General features: G+C 72.6%; 9 protein-coding genes. 4 read left to right on the top strand and 5 right to left on the bottom strand.

The genetic code is table 11. The features are described 5' to 3' along the window. Nucleotides 1–217: 217 nt before the first annotated feature. From WME76_RS04090 to WME76_RS04110, 5 genes are all read right to left on the bottom strand, one after another. Nucleotides 218–1,060, bottom strand: a complete 843-nt coding sequence (locus WME76_RS04090) for an SDR family oxidoreductase (RefSeq protein ID WP_437958902.1) — start codon at nt 1,058–1,060, stop codon at nt 218–220. Nucleotides 1,061–1,153: 93 nt separating this feature from the next. Next, on the bottom strand, nt 1,154–2,302 hold the full coding sequence (locus WME76_RS04095) for an NAD(P)/FAD-dependent oxidoreductase (protein WP_437958903.1): 1,149 nt from the start codon (nt 2,300–2,302) through the stop codon (nt 1,154–1,156). 6 nt (nt 2,303–2,308) lie between these two features. Beyond that, a complete protein-coding gene (locus WME76_RS04100) occupies nt 2,309–3,154 on the bottom strand; it encodes a 3'(2'),5'-bisphosphate nucleotidase CysQ family protein (RefSeq protein ID WP_437958904.1) in 846 nt (281 codons plus the stop codon). Continuing rightward, a complete protein-coding gene (locus WME76_RS04105) occupies nt 3,151–4,101 on the bottom strand; it encodes an aldo/keto reductase (RefSeq protein ID WP_437958905.1) in 951 nt (316 codons plus the stop codon). The genes WME76_RS04100 and WME76_RS04105 overlap by 4 nt, the downstream gene beginning before the upstream one ends. Nucleotides 4,102–4,212: 111 nt before the next feature. Then, the gene (locus WME76_RS04110; protein ID WP_437958906.1) at nt 4,213–7,833 is read right to left on the bottom strand and encodes a kelch repeat-containing protein; all 3,621 of its coding nucleotides are present in this window, start codon (nt 7,831–7,833) and stop codon (nt 4,213–4,215) included. A gap of 456 nt (nt 7,834–8,289) precedes the next feature. Here WME76_RS04110 and WME76_RS04115 point away from each other — a divergent pair, with 456 nt between their 5' ends. The 4 genes from WME76_RS04115 to WME76_RS04130 all read left to right on the top strand — a co-directional run bounded on the left by WME76_RS04115 (nt 8,290) and on the right by WME76_RS04130 (nt 14,602). Next, on the top strand, nt 8,290–11,487 hold the full coding sequence (locus tag WME76_RS04115; RefSeq protein ID WP_437958907.1) for a DNRLRE domain-containing protein: 3,198 nt from the start codon (nt 8,290–8,292) through the stop codon (nt 11,485–11,487). A 396-nt stretch (nt 11,488–11,883) separates the two neighbouring features. Then, a complete protein-coding gene (locus WME76_RS04120; RefSeq protein ID WP_437958908.1) occupies nt 11,884–12,489 on the top strand; it encodes a hypothetical protein in 606 nt (201 codons plus the stop codon). Between the two features lie 74 nt (nt 12,490–12,563). After that, entirely contained in the window at nt 12,564–13,670 is a 1,107-nt protein-coding gene (locus WME76_RS04125) for a pectin acetylesterase-family hydrolase (RefSeq protein WP_437958909.1), read from the top strand. A gap of 239 nt (nt 13,671–13,909) precedes the next feature. After that, complete coding sequence (locus WME76_RS04130) at nt 13,910–14,602, top strand: ROK family protein (protein WP_061615177.1); 693 nt, start codon at nt 13,910–13,912, stop codon at nt 14,600–14,602. Nucleotides 14,603–14,627 lie beyond the last annotated feature (25 nt).

The following is a 14,627-nucleotide window of genomic DNA, read 5'->3' on the forward strand; positions in this document are numbered from 1 at the left end:
TTCCTCCGGGACCTCGGTGATGCTGCCGGCCTGACCTCGCCGCCGCGCGGCGCGCGCAGCAGGGGAGGCGGTCAGCAACGAGCCTTCGTTAGCCTGAGGGGACGACAGCGGGCAACTACAGCGCGCGGCAGGGGGCGCGGCCCCCCTTCGGCCACGACGTGTCGCCGCCCCGTGACGGAAGCGGCGGAGCCGAAGCTATTCGTCGTCAGAGAACGTGTCAACGCGAGCGGGGTACCTGGACCAGCCGGCGGATCCCCGTGGCGAACAGCCGGTCGGGGATGACACGGCGCAGCGCGACGAGCGCGCGTGCGTCCCGGCCGATGAGGGTCCGGAACGGCGGCGAGGGGGCCTCGATGAGGCGGAGGATCGCGGCCGCGACCGGCGTGGGCGCCGGCGCCCTGGCGGCGTCCTCGAGGACGAGCCGCTCGAGCGTCTTGGTCATGGCGGCGTAGGGCCCGTCGGGAGAGATGTGCGCGCCGCGGCGCTGGTTCTCGAAGAAGATCTCGGTCTTGAAGGTGCCGGGCTCGACCAGGCAGACGTGGACGCCGAAGGGGGCGACCTCCCAGCGCAGGGCCTCGCTGAAGCCCTCGATGGCGTGCTTGGTGGCCGCGTAGACGCTCACGCCGGGGAGGCCGACGAGCCCGGAGACGCTCGAGACGTTGATGATGCGGCCGCGCCCGGCGTCGCGCATCGCCGGGAGCACCGCGCGCGTCGCGGCCATGAGGCCGAAGACGTTGGTCTCGAACTGCGCCCGGACGTCGTCGTCGGCCTGCTCCTCGAAGGCGCCGCCGACGGCGATGCCGGCGTTGTTCACGAGGGCGTAAGCGGGGCCGTGCTTCTGGAGGATCTCCCGGACCCTGTCGGCCGCGTTCTCCGCGGCGACGTCGAGCTGCTCGACCTCGAGCGAGGCGCCGCGCGCGGTGGCCGCGGCGAGGAGCGCGGCGGCCTTCTCGGGGCGGCGCATCGTGGCGACGACCCGGTGGCCCGCGGCCGCGCAGGCGACCGCGGTCGCGAGGCCGATGCCGCTCGAGGATCCCGTGACGAGGATGAGGTGACCCATGGGAGGGGGCGAGTATAGGCGATGCGCGGCGGGCGCGGCTGGCGCGGAGGGCGCGGCTCGCGCGGCGGGCGCCGGCAGGCGGCAGGGCGCCGCTCAGCCGATGATCATCGCCTCGCTGAGGAGCCGGCCTTCCTTGAAGCGGCGCAGGTTCCAGCGGTCGAACAGCGGGAGGGAGGTGCCCTCGGCGATGTGCTGCGCGATGAGCTTGCCCATCACGGGCGCGATCATGAAGCCGTGGCCCATGAAGCCGGACGCCTGGTAGAAGTGCTCCACCTCGTCGACGCCGCCGACGATCGGGTTCTGATCCGGGGTGAGATCGTAACAGCCGGCCCACTGGCGCAGCACCTTCACGCTGCCGAGGATCGGGCACGCGGTGACGAGCGCCCGCGCGTACAGCGCGAGGAACTTGTGGCTCGACCCCATGTCGAGGCCCTCGGGGACGTCCTCGTTCGAGACGCCGCCGACGATCTCGCCGCGCATCGACTGCGAGAAATAGAGGCCGTTCGAGAGGTCCGCGACCAGCGGGCCGAGCCAGGGCTTGAGCGGCTCGGTCGAGCAGATCTCGTGGCGGTGCGGGCGGTTCGGCAGCTCCACGCCGAGGAGGCGCGCGACCTCGGGGCTCCACGCGCCGGCGGCGTTGACGACCTTGTGCGTCCGGATCTCGCCGCGGTCGGTCACCACGGCGTCGATGCGCGCGCCGCGCGTGCGGAAGCCGAGGACGTTCGTGAAGGTGGCGATGTCGACGCCGAGCTTCTGCGCGCGCTCGGCGTAACCCCAGACGAACGGCCAGGGGAAGACGACGCCGTCGTCCGGGTTGTAGCTCGCCGCGACCACGCCCTCGGTCGAGAGCTCCGGCACGATGGCGCGCGCCTCGTTGGTGGTGAGCATCCGCGTGCCGAGGCCGCACGCGTTCTGCACGGCGACGCTCTTCTCGAGCGTCCGGCGGCCGGCCTCGCTGCGCACGAGGAAGAGGTAGCCGCCCTGCCGGAACCAGACGTTGATCTTCATCTCGCGGGCGAAATCACGGCAGATGCGGATGCTCTCCTGCATGAGCCGGATGTTGCCCTCGCTCGAGAACTGCGCCCGCACCCCGCCGCCGTTGCGGCCGCTGGCGCCGCCGCAGAGGTAGCCCCGGTCGACCACGACGACGTCCGTGATGCCGTGGTGCCGCGCGAGGTTGTAGGCGATCGCGAGGCCCATGATCCCCGCGCCGACGACGACGATCTCCGCCTCGGACCGCATCGCGCCTCAGCCGAGCTCCGACCTCGCCGCGGCGACGACGGCGTCCTGGAGGACGCCGTTCGAGGCGATGATGCCGCGGGCGAGCTTGAGCCCGGGGCCGGTGTAGTCGATGGGCGCGCCGGAGAGGTCGGTGAAGCGGCCGCCGGCCCCGCGGAGCACCGCCTCGGGCGCGCAGCTGTCCCAGAGCTTGGCGCCGCCGCCGCCGTGAAGGTAGAGGTCGACCTCGGCGGTCGCGATCCGCGCGATCTTCACGCCGACCGAGCCGCAGGGGACGACCCGCGTGACGCCGAGCCGCGCGAGGAGCGGCTCGAGCTCCTTCGGCCGGTGCGACCGCGAGACGATGAGCGACGCGTCGGCCGGCGAGCTGACGGAAGAGACCCGGAGGGGGCGGCGGCTGCCGTCGTTCGCCTCGAGGAAGGCGAAGGCCCCGTCGCCGTCGTCGCCGCCGGCGCGGCCGGCCAGCGCCTCGCCGGTCGTGGGCATCACCACGACGCCGAGCGACGCGCGGCCGCGCACGGAGAGGCCGATCATCACGGCGAACTCGCCGTTCCTGTCCGCGAACTCGCGCGTGCCGTCGAGCGGGTCGACGAAGAACACCCGCTCCCGCTGGAACCGCGCGGCGAGCTCCTCGGCGGCGGGGACGCTCTCCTCGGCGAGGATCGCCTCGCCGGGGAACGCGGCCTCGAGCGCGCCGCAGATGAGCGTGTTCGCCTCGCGGTCGGCCCGGGTCACCGGGTCGCCCGGGCCCTTCATCTCGACGGTGAACGGCGTCGCGTACACGTCCATCACCACCGCCGCCGCCGCGCGCGCGATGCGGACGAGCTCGTCGAGCTCCCTGTCGTTCTGGTTCATCCTGCTGACACCTCGATGCCGGCGTGCTTGAGGCGCCCGGAGAGCTCCGCGAGCGTCGTGAAGTGGAGGTAGGGTGGCATCCCGGCCTCGCGCACGAGCTGGTCGAGCTGGGCGACCGAGCGGGGGCCGAGCACGGCGGACGAGACGATGTTGTTCGCCAGCACGAAGCGCAGCGCGACCGAGCGGAGCGAGACGACGGGGCCGCTGACCAGCGGCCGGAGCGCGTCGAGCTGGCGGATGCGGGTCCTGAGCTCGTCCCGGTTCCACCGGTGCATGCGGTGATCGTCGGCGTAGAACTCGCGGTCGGCGCTCCACTGGCCGGCGAGGAGCCCGTGCGCGAGCACCGAGCGCGCGAGGACGCCGGCGCCGCTCTCGGAGACGTCGCTCGCGACCTCGTGGAGGTCGCCGGGGAGGAAGGCGTTGTAGGCGATCTCGATGAGGTCGACCTCGTCGCGCAGCGCGGAGCGGGCGACGTCCGCGGAGCCGGCGCTCACGCCGAAGGCGCGGATCTTCCCCGCCTGCTTGAGGTCCCTCAGGAAGGCGAGGGGCTCCTTCGAGCGCATCGCGGCCACGGTGGGGTTGTGGAGCAGGACGACGTCGACCACGTCGCGGTCGAGCCGCTCCTGCGACCGCTCGAACGCGGTGCGGAGGTGCGCCGGATCGAAGCGCTTCTTCGGGGGGAGCTCGTCGAGATCGGTGCCGATCTTGGTGACGACGAACGTCGGGCCGGCGCCCTTCAGCCGCTTGCCGAGGCGGCGCTCCATCTCGCCGCGGCCGTAGACGTCGGCCGTGTCGAAGAGGTCGATGCCGACCGCGAGCGCGCGGTCGATGACGCGATCGACCTCGGCCTCGGAGACCGGGCCGTAGCCGTCGCCGGAGAGGCCCCAGGTGCCCAGGGCGAGCTCCGAGACCTCGAGGGATGTCTTGCCGAGGGGGCGCTTCCTCACGGGCGGCGATCTACACCAGCGCGGGAGGGGCGCCACGAAATAGGGCGCCGGGCCGCGTCTTACGGCCGGCGGCCGCTCAGGCTGGGATCCGTGGGGCGGAGGTCGTCCGGCTCACGAGGCGCGGGCCTGAGCGCGGCGCGGCGCCGCGCCGGACGCGCGGCGTCGAAGACGCGTGACGAGCAGCCCCGCGGCGAGCCACAGCGGGCCGTACCCGCCGCCGCCGCTCGCGCCGGCGCTGCTGGCGCAGCCGCCGCCGCGGAGCCGCAGCGGGCCTCTGCCGGCCTCGCCGGAGGCCTCCCCGGCGCCGGCTGAGCTGCCTCCAGCGCCGCCGGTCGCCGCGCCGTCCGGCCCGGTGCCAGGCTCGGCGCCGGCCCCGCCTGCGCCGCCAGCGGCTCCGCCCGCCCCTGGCTCGACCCCGCCCAGCCCCCCGCCGCCGCCGCTTCCCGGGCCACCGCCCTCGCCGGCGCCTCCGCCGCCCGGAGGGGTCTCGAGCAAGCAGCCGCCGGCGATGCAGATCCCGCCGGGGCACGGCGACCGCTCGAGCTTGTTGCGCTCGACGCACGCGCCGTTCTGGCTGTCGCAGGCCGTGAACCGGCACGTGCTCGGGTCGGGCTGCTCGCAGACGAACGGGTCGCCGCCGACGCAGCGCCCCTCGCGGCAGGTGTCCACCTGGGTGCAGGGATCGGCGTCGTCACAGGCGTCGCCGTCCTGCTTGGGCCTGTCGCAGCCGCAGGCCTGGTCCGTCGTGCTGCCCGGGTCCGCGACCGTGGGGCAGGCGTCGTCCGGGTCCAGCTTGCCGTCGTCGTCGTCGTCGTCGTCGCACGCGTTGCCCTCGCGGTCGTCGTCGCTGTTGGTCTGCGTGGTGTTCGGCGTATCGACGCAGTTGTCGGCCGCGTCGACGACGCCGTCGCGGTCGCTGTCGAGCGAGCAGGCGCCGCCGACGCAGGCGCCCTCGGCGCACTCGACGGCCGCCGCGCACGGCGCGCCGATCGGCTTCTTCGCCCGGCAGACCGGGGCGTCGCAGTAGGCGCCGGCGTCGCATTGCTCGTGGTTCGAGCACCCGGTCAGGCACGCGCCGCCGGCGCAGACGTAGAGCCCGCAGTCCACGGCGGCGCGCGCGACGCAGGCGCCCTCGGCGGTGCAGACGCTCGGCGGAACGCTGGAGGTCGCGTCGTCGGTGCAGGCGCCGGGCGCGCACGCGGTCTCCGGCGCCGCGAGCGCGTCGTCGGGGCACGTGCCGCTGCTGCCCGTGCAGCGCTCGGCCGCATCGCAGGGGCCCTCCGCCGGCCGGCAGACCTGGGTCGCCGGCGCGAGGGCGTCCGCGGGGCAGCCGGCGGCGGCGCCGGTGCAGGTCTCTGTCGCGTCGCAGGGGCCCGCCGCCCGCCTGCACACGGTGGCGGCCGACGCGAAGGCGTCGTCGGGGCACGCGCCGCTGCTGCCGGTGCAGTTCTCGGCCGCGTCGCAGGGGCCGTCCGCCGGCCGGCAGACCTGGGTCGCCGGCGCGAAGGCGTCGGCGGGGCAGTCGGCGGCGGCGCCGGTGCAGGTCTCTGTCGCGTCGCAGGGGCCCGCCGCCCGCCTGCACACGGTGGCGGCCGACGCGAAGGCGTCGGCGGGGCACGCGGTGGAGCTGCCGGTGCAGTTCTCGGTCGCGTCGCAGGGGCCCGCCGCTCGCCTGCACACGGTGGCGGCGGACGCGAAGGCGTCGGCGGGGCACGCGGTGGAGCTGCCGGTGCAGCGCTCGGCCGCGTCGCAGGGGCCCTCCGCCGGCCGGCAGACCTGGCTCGCTGGCGCGAAAGCGTCGTCGGGGCACGCGGTGGCGCTGCCGTTGCAGCGCTCCTCGGCGTCGCAGCTCCCGGCCGAGGCGCGGCACACCTGGCCCGAGGCGCGCGGCCCGCACACGCCGTTCACCGCCGCGCCGGCCGCGGCGCTGCAGGCCTGACAGTCGCCGGGATCGCCCCTGCCACATGCGTTGTTGCAGCAGACCCCATCGACGCAGTGGCCGCTCAGACACTCGCCGTCGGCGAGGCAGGACGCGCCGTCGGCGGACTGGGGGAGATAGAGCTCGGCGCTCGCCAGGGCGGCCGTGGTGCTCCGCCCTCCCGCGGCCAGGAGCCGACCGTCGTCGAGCGTCACCAGCGTGTGGTAGCCGCGGGCGGCCCGCATGTCCTCGGCCGCCGACCACGCCCCGCGCGCGACGTCGTACCGCGCTGTCGAGGAGAGATAACTGCCGTTGAAGCCGCCGGTGACCAGGACCGCGCTGTTCGAGAGGAGCAGCGCCGCGGCGTGGTTGCTGCGCGCAACAGGCATGTCGCCGGCGGCCAGCCATGTCCGCGTCACGGCGTCGTACCGCTCCGCGCTCGTCAGGTGCGCCCCGTTGTTGCCGCCGGCCACCAGGACGTCGCCGTCCGGCAGGAGCGTCGCGCTGTGCGACCGCCGCGCCGTGGTCAGGCTGCCCGTCCGCGACCACGCGTTGGCGGCCGGGTCGTAGATCTCCGCGGTGGCCAGGTAATCGGTGGAGTACCCGCCCGCGACCAGCACCGTTCCATCGGTCAGCCCGACGGCGACGTGCGTGTAGCGCGCGCTCATCGTCCCCGCGGCCGACCAGGCGCCCCTCTCGACGTCGTAGCGCCGCGCGTCGCCGATCACGTTGGTTCCGTCGATCCCGCCTGCGACGAGCACGTCGCCGTCGTCGAGGCGCGTCGCGGTGTGGGACGCGCGATTGCCCATCTCCCCGGCGCTCGTCCATGTATTGGCGTCGGGATCGTAGATCTGCGCCGTCCCCACGACGCTCGCTCCGGCGCGCCCGCCCGCGACGAGCACCCGGCGCCCGTCGCCCAGCAGCGTCGCTGTGTGCTGGTACCGTCCCGTGGCGCCCATCGTGGCCGTGGTCGACCACCTGTTCGTCAGCGGGTCATACAGCTCCGCGGTGTTCAGCGCGGCTGCCCCGTTGTACCCGCCCACGATGAGGACCTGGCCGGCCCTCGCGCCGTCCTCGATCAGGGTCGCGGTGTGCTCCCGGCGCCCCGCGCTCATCGTGGCGGGGACTTGCTCCCAGAGGGGGTCGACGAGCACCGCCTCTCCGTCCGCGTCGACGTGCAGCGCGAGCGTCGCGCCGTCCACCGACAAGCGCGCGCCGACGGGACGCTCGCCCCCGCTGGCGTAGGCCTCCGGCGCGGTCACGCGCAGCCGCGGGACGCCGGATGCGTCCACCGCGAGCACCACGTCGCCCGTCTGGCGCAGCGTCGCCCCCTCGACATGCCATGAGGCCACGGGGGCGCCGCGCCGGACAGCGTCCGCCTCGAGCAGCAGCCACTCCTCGGCTGCGCCGGGCTCAACGGTCCAGAACGAGGTCCCTCCAGGCCGCTGGAGGGCGAGCGCGCGGCCCGCGCGCGTCACCTTTCCTCGCGCGCCCGCCTCGCGCACCCGGATGTCCAGAACGTCGGGGCACATCGCCGCTGGGCCGGCGCACCCGTCGGCGCCGGGGAGCCGAAAGCGGACCGGATCGGCCGCGTCGTGGGGCACCTCGACGGCGAGGCGCCCCGCGGCGCGATCCTCCGCCAGGGTGAAGACGGCGCCCCGCGCCACCAGCTCGTCACCTCGATCGACGATGCGCGCTGCCACGGCGGGAAACCGCGCCGAGAGCACCTCGACCGCCGGCGGCTCCGGAGGCGAGCACGCGGCGGCGAGCGCCGCGAGCGCCGAGCCCATGAGGAGGCCAGTACGGGCTGACACGGTCTCGCACGGCGAAATGGGCACGCGCCTCATGCCGCCATGAGAGCCAGGCGCTCGAAACCGCGTCAAGGTGCAGGCCTGAGGCATCCCCTCGAATTTTTCGGAAAATTCACAGGGAGGCGGGGAGGCGGGGAGGGGAATCTTCAAATACTCCCCGTCTCCCCGTCTCCCTGTTCAATTTTCCGCTGAAAATGGCTGCAATACGAGGGGTTCCTCAGGGGGCAGGCGCCTCCCGCGCGATTCCATCGTGAGCGGAGTACGCCGAGGCGGAGAGTGCCGATTCGCTTGTTCATGTGACAGCGAATTCCATTGTCCTTCAAACGAGCTCTGCGCGACTCCCGCGTAGCTGCGCGCTGCGAATGAACGTTGTCCCGGAGACAAAAAAGGATTCCATCGACCCCCGGGAGCATGCATTATCATCGCGCCTCTTTGTGTGTGAGGCGAAGCGAGGACAGGATGACGCGCAATGTTGGTCGGTGGGGGACCGCCGGCGCTGTGGTGCTTTGCTGGTGTCTACCCAGCGAGGCGCTCGCCGTCGGGCCGAACGCGGTGATCTATGACGAGGGCTGCTTCGAGAACACGCTGCCACCAAACGACGATGGGTCGAGCGGCGTGCAGGGGCTTCCGTTCGAAGTCAATTTCTACGATATCCGTTACAACAGCGTTTACGTCAACAACAACGGCAACATCACCTTCGACGGGCCGCTCAACGCCTATACGCCGTTCCCGCTCGAGAGCACGAACCGCGCCATCATCGCGCCCTTCTTCGCCGACGTCGACACGACGGGCCCTGGCTCGGGGGTCGTTCACTGGGGCGTGGTGGAGAAGCTCCCCGGCGACGACCGGCCGGCCTTCTGCGCGGTGTGGGCGAGCTACGACCCGAGCTCGGGGAGCGCCGCGGGCGTCGGTTACTTCTCGGCCAGCACCGACCGACTGAACCTCTTCCAGCTCCTGCTCGTGGACGCTCACACCTGCGACGCCGGCGAGCCGCCGTGCACCGACGTGATCTGCGACCCCGGCGACCCGGCCTGTCAGAGGTGCAATCCCACATCGCCGGAGTGCACTCCGCCCGTGGTCTGCGACCCCGCCGACCAGGGCTGCGTTCCGGTGGAAAACAAGTCCTATCGCGCCAAGGGGGACTTCGACATCATCTTCAACTACGACCAGATCCAGTGGAACGCCGGCTCTGCGAGCGGCGGCATCGGAGGGCTCGGGGGGGAGACCGCGCGCATCGGCTATGCTCCCGGGATACTCCCGGACGGCACCACGCCCCCCGGCGCAAGGCCCTACGAGCTCGACAAGGTCACGGCGCAGCGTGACACGGACAATGACGTCGGTGACATCTTCGTCGATTCGGACGCCTCGTACCCGCTCGTGTCGAGATCGGTGGGAGGCATCGAGCAAGCGGGGCGCTACACGCACCAGGTCAGGAACGGCACCCTGGACACCGGGAGCGCGAGCATCCGTGTGAAGGTCACGGCGCTGAACGACATGGGGCAAGAGGTGACGGCGGCGGGCGCGCCCGTGCAGATCTGCGAGAGCACACCGCAGCAGCAGCAGCGCCGTTGCCCGTGGTACGGGACGACCGATGACGCAGGCTTCTTCCTGGCGGACCGCATCCCGCTCGACGGGGAAACGGCGAGCGGGACCAGGTTGACGATCACCGCGTTCCCGCCGACGGGGTCGAACCTGATCCAGGCTCAAACCGACCTGCCGCTGGAGGTCATCGACTACGAGGATCTGTCGCTCCGGCTCGGCAGGCCGAGCGCGCCGCCGGCGGGCGTCGATCTCCAGCCCTCCTCCGTGGGCGGCGGCGACGTCCCCGTCGTCTACTGGCACGATCCCACCACCCTGACCGCGCCCGGCTGCGCCGGCGGGACGGCGAGCTACGACGTGAAGTTCGGCGCCCTCACCTTCGCCGCGGGCCCGATGCAGCTCGACCAGGCGGGCCAGTTCCGCGCGGTGATCCCGCCCTTCTATCCCAACCACGGCGCCGCCACCGTCCTCATCCGCACGCAGTGCGGCCCGACGGCCTCGAGCTTCAGCTTCCCGATCTACATCGACCCGAGCGGGTGGATCCGCACCGTGGGCGGCGCGCCGGTCGAGGGGGCCACGGTCACGCTCCTCCGCTCCGACACCGGCGCTCCGGGCTCGTTCACCGTCGTGCCCGACGGCAGCGCGATCATGTCGCCGATGAACCGCGCCAACCCGAGCATCTCCGACGCGGAGGGGCACTTCGGGTGGGATGTCCTCACCGGCTATTACAAGGTCCGCGCCGAGAAGCCCGGCTGCCACGCGCCCGACAACACCGAGCTGCCGTACGTCGAGAGCGCCGTCATGCTCATCCCGCCGCCGGTCTTCGACCTGGATCTGCGGCTCGATTGCGGCACCGGCGCGGTCGGCGACACGACCGAGCCGACGCTCTCCGTGCCGGAAGACCTCGTGATCGAGGCGACCGGCGCGAGCGGCGCGGCGGCCACCTTCACGGTCTCCGCCATCGATGACGTCGACGGCGCCGTCCCCGTGATCTGCACGACGCCCGAGGGCACCACCCTGCCGATCGGCGTGACCATCGTCCATTGCTACGCGCTCGACGCCACCGGCAACCTCGATTACGGCACCTTCGCCGTCGTCGTCGAGGACACGCGGGCGCCGGTGCTCTCCATCCCCGGCTCGATGACCGTGCAGCCGGAGGGCCCGTGGGGCGCCCAGCTCGCCTTCACCGCCGTCGCGATCGACGCGGTGAGCGGCCCCGTCGACGTGAGCTGCTCGCCGGCGCCGGGCGACGTCCTGCCGGTCGGCCTCACCACCGTCACCTGCAGCGCGACGGACGCGGCGGGCAACACGGCGAGCGCCTCGTTCGAGGTCGAGATCCCCGCGTGGGTCGACACCGACGGCGACGCGGTGAGCGACAGCCTCGACAACTGCCCCCTCGCGGCGAACACCCACCAGGCGGACGCGGACGCGGATGGCGCCGGCGACGCGTGCGACAACTGCCTCGCCGCGGCGAACGCCGATCAGGCGGACGCGGACGCCGATGGAGCCGGCGACCTGTGCGACAACTGCCCTGGCGACGCGAACCCGGGGCAGGGCGACGACGACGGCGACGGCGACGGGAACGCCTGCGATCCGATCTGCGTCGCGATCCACCGCGGCGGGGTGGGCGGCGCCGCCGACTCCTTCATCTCGTCCTCCGAGCCGAACACGAGCTCGGGCTCGTACCCCGGCATCTTCACCGGCACCTCGGGCGGCGGCGTGAAGATGGGCCTCGTCGCCTTCGACCTCGGCGCGATCCCGGGGGACGCGACCATCGAGGGCGCGACGTTCTCGGTGAGGGCGCAGTACGCCGCCACCGCGGCGACGCTGGAGGTCCACGCGATCACGGCGCCGTGGTCCGAGGCCACCGTCACGTACAACACGCTGAACGGCGCCTTCGACGCGGCCGTCGAGGCCTCGCTCGCGGTGCCGGCCAACCGGACCGCCACCGTGTCGTGCGACGTGACGGCCCTCGTCCAGGACTGGGTCTCGGGCGCGCTCGACAACCACGGCGTGCTCCTGCGCGAGGTCGGCCCGGGCAAGCGGACCCTCCGGTCGAGCGAGGAATCCAGCGCCGCCGAGCGGCCGCGCCTCGATGTCTGCTACGTGACGCCGTGAGCAGCTAGGCAGTCCAGCGCGCCGCTGCGCCCCCGCGCAGCGCGCGCCCCCTCCACGCCACCACACCCCTCGCAGCGCGCGACGCGCTCGCGCCGGACGTCAAGGTCGAGCGCGAGCTCCGGTCGGTCCACCTTCCGGCCGTCGGGACGCCCTCGTCAAGCCTCCGCCCCGCCGGGCACACGGCGCCTCGGCCCGACCCGCGTGCTGGACGAGACCGCCGGGGCGCCACGTCTTTGCGCGCTTGGCCGCGGAACGCTCCGTGCCAGGGAACCTGAGGGTAGCCGGTGAAGGGGAGTGATGCGCGAGCGCGCAGGGCGGCGCCGCCGAGGGCAGGTCTCCGGGTGACATGCTGAGTCGAACCCTGTCAGCAGTGGTCGATGAGGGGGGCTGTAGAACATGGCGAAAGGGCCTAATGAGGCAACCAGGGCCGAACCTGCGAGCGACCGGAGATCGCGGCCGCCCGCGACGAGCGCCGCCGCGCGGCGCGCGCTGGAGCTCGTCGCCGTCCGAGGCAAGGACGTGATCGGCGTCCGGCACATGCTCGCCGAGGGGCGCGCCCACATCGGCGACACGCCCTCCTCCATCGCGCGCGTGCCGTTCGCAGAGCTCGACAGAGCAGCCCCGGTCATCGCGGAGGTGACCGGCGCCCGCTACGTGCTGCACGTGCCGCGCCGGACACGGGCGCGCGTCCACGGGTCCGACGGGCTCGGACGCCTGCTGACAGGCCCCGCCGACATCGAGCTCCAGGAGGGGGACCGCGCCGTGCTCGTGATCGGGCCGGTCCAGATCCGCGCGCAGATCGTGCCCATCGAGATCATCTCGCGGCTGGGCGCGTCCGGTCTGCGCTGGATCGGGCTCATCGGCGCCCTCTACATCGCCGCGCTCGCCATCTGCGCCGTGCTCGCGCCGCGCGACAGGGCCCGCCTCGACGAGGGGTCGATCCGGCGCGCCGTCAGCGCGGCCGCGGCCCAGCTCTGGGCAGAGCCCGCTCCGCCGCCGTAGCGCAGGGCATCATTCCGCGAGGGACAGCTCCGGCGGAGAAGCCCTGGATTCGTGGAGTGCTATTCTCCACAATCATGCGAATCAAGGCCCTCTCGTTTCTTCCTGCTCAACTACCGCTGTGCCTGTTCGCCCTCGTCGGCTGCGGCGGACCGTCCGCCAAGGACGAAAGCCCGAACGGCGCGCCGAAGGCTGGAATCCTGAGCCTGGCGCCCGGATGGAACACCATCGAGCCGGGCGGCGAGACCACGTGCTCGCGCGGCGATCCGTTCAAGTACTTCGTCCGCCCGGGCACCGTCAATCGCGTCATCGTCGAGTTCCGCGGGGGCGGCGCGTGCTGGAACGCCACCACGTGCTCCGTCGCGGGCTCGCTCTTCCAGGAGACGGTGACCGACGAGGTGAACGTCGTCAGCCAGCAGGGCGCGACCGGGATCTACGATCATGAGAACCCGGACAACCCCTTCAGGGACTGGCACCATGTCTATATCCCGTACTGCACCGGGGATATCCACTGGGGCGACAACGTGGCCACCTATGGCGAGGGGAGCCAGGCCGTCACCATCCGGCACAAGGGCGCCGTCAACGTCCGCGCGGCGCTCGACTGGGTGTACGAGAACGTCCCCGCGCCCGAGAAGGTCTTCGTGACCGGCTGCAGCGCGGGCGCGTACGGCTCGATCATGTGGTCCGCGCACGTGCGGGAGCACTACAAGGGCGCTTCGGTGATCCAGTTCGGCGACAGCGGCGCCGGGATCATCACCGAGAGCTTCTTCCGGGACAGCCTCCCGTCCTGGAAGCCGGAGGGCGTTTATCCCACATGGATACCCGGCTTCGATCCGGCCGAGCTCGAGCGGCTGTCCTCGCTCTACGAGGTGATCGGCGGCCACTACCCCGACATGCGCCTGTCGCAGTACAACACCGTCCTCGACGACGACCAGATCTTCTTCTTCAAGGCGATGGGCGGCGGCGGCGACCAGGCCTGGTCGGACGCCATGAAGGCGTCCATCGCCCGTATCGAGGCGTCGACGGCGAACTTCAGCTCGTTCCTCGCGCCGGGCAGCGCGCACTGCATCCTCTGGCGGCCGGAATTTTACACCGTCGAGTCGAGCGGGACGCGGCTCGTGAGGTGGCTCGACGACCTCGTGAACGGCGCGCAGCCGCCGAACGTCGCCTGCGACGGCTGCTGAGCGGCGCGCCGGGAGCGCGGGAGCCCGGGGCTCGAGGGCGCCGGCGAGGGCGCCTCGGGCGCGCTCGGGGGGGGCGCGCCGGCGGCCGGAGCAGAGGGGCGGAGCGCCGCGCCGGGGGGCGCGGTGCGGCTCCAGTTGACACTCCGCCGGAGCTCAAGATGATGGCCGCCGCGATCGCGGGTGCGCAGACGCCCGCGGCAGCCCCGGAGGCAGTTCTCCGGGAGGAGACAGAGGAATCCATGCGCACGCTTTGCATCGATATCGGCGGGACGGGGATCAAGGCCACCATCCTCAACGAGCAGGGGACTCCGATGACGGATCCCGTGCGCGTGCCGACGCCTCAGCCGGCCTCGCCGGAGCCCATCCTCGACGTCATCGCGGACCTCGCCCGCGCGCAGGGGGAGTTCGACCGTGTCTCGATCGGCTTCCCCGGGGTGGTGATGGACAACGTGACCAAGACGGCGCCGCACCTCGACAACGAGGGATGGAAGGGATACCCGCTCGCCGAGGCCGTGGAGCGCCGCCTCGGGAGGCCGGCGCGCGTCGCCAACGACGCGGGCATCCAGGGGCTCGCCGTCATCGAGGGCAAGGGGCTCGAGATGGTGCTCACCTTCGGCACCGGGCTCGGCTGCGCCCTGTACATCGACGGCCACTACGTGCCGAACCTCGAGCTCGGCCACCACCCCTATGGCAAGCGGGACCTCAAGTACGAGGACCGCGTCTTCGACGCCGAGTGCAAGCGCATCGGCCCGAAGCGCTGGAACAAGCGCGTGCGCCAGATGATCGCGCAGATCGAGCCGATCTTCAATTACCGCAAGCTCTACCTCGGCGGCGGCAATGCGCGCCTGCTCGACGCCTCGCGCCTGCCCGAGAACGTTGTCGTGGTGGACAACGTCGCCGGCCTGCTCGGCGGCATCAAGCTCTGGGCATAGCCACCCCGCGCGGGCCGCGGGGCGC

The sequence above is a fragment of the Sorangium sp. So ce119 genome (genome assembly GCF_051524405.1).
Classification (GTDB): Bacteria; Myxococcota_A; Polyangia; order Polyangiales; family Polyangiaceae; genus Sorangium; species Sorangium cellulosum_G.

Excerpts from the sequence above, each read along its gene's own strand:
- WME76_RS04125 (WP_437958909.1), top strand. The coding sequence starts at position 12,564 with ATGCGAATCAAGGCCCTCTCGTTTCTTCCTGCTCAACTACCGCTGTGC.
- WME76_RS04090 (WP_437958902.1), bottom strand. The coding sequence starts at position 1,060 with ATGGGTCACCTCATCCTCGTCACGGGATCCTCGAGCGGCATCGGCCTC.
- WME76_RS04120 (WP_437958908.1), top strand. The coding sequence starts at position 11,884 with ATGGCGAAAGGGCCTAATGAGGCAACCAGGGCCGAACCTGCGAGCGAC.
- WME76_RS04095 (WP_437958903.1), bottom strand. The coding sequence starts at position 2,302 with ATGCGGTCCGAGGCGGAGATCGTCGTCGTCGGCGCGGGGATCATGGGC.
- WME76_RS04130 (WP_061615177.1), top strand. The coding sequence starts at position 13,910 with ATGCGCACGCTTTGCATCGATATCGGCGGGACGGGGATCAAGGCCACC.
- WME76_RS04115 (WP_437958907.1), top strand. The coding sequence starts at position 8,290 with ATGACGCGCAATGTTGGTCGGTGGGGGACCGCCGGCGCTGTGGTGCTT.
- WME76_RS04100 (WP_437958904.1), bottom strand. The coding sequence starts at position 3,154 with ATGAACCAGAACGACAGGGAGCTCGACGAGCTCGTCCGCATCGCGCGC.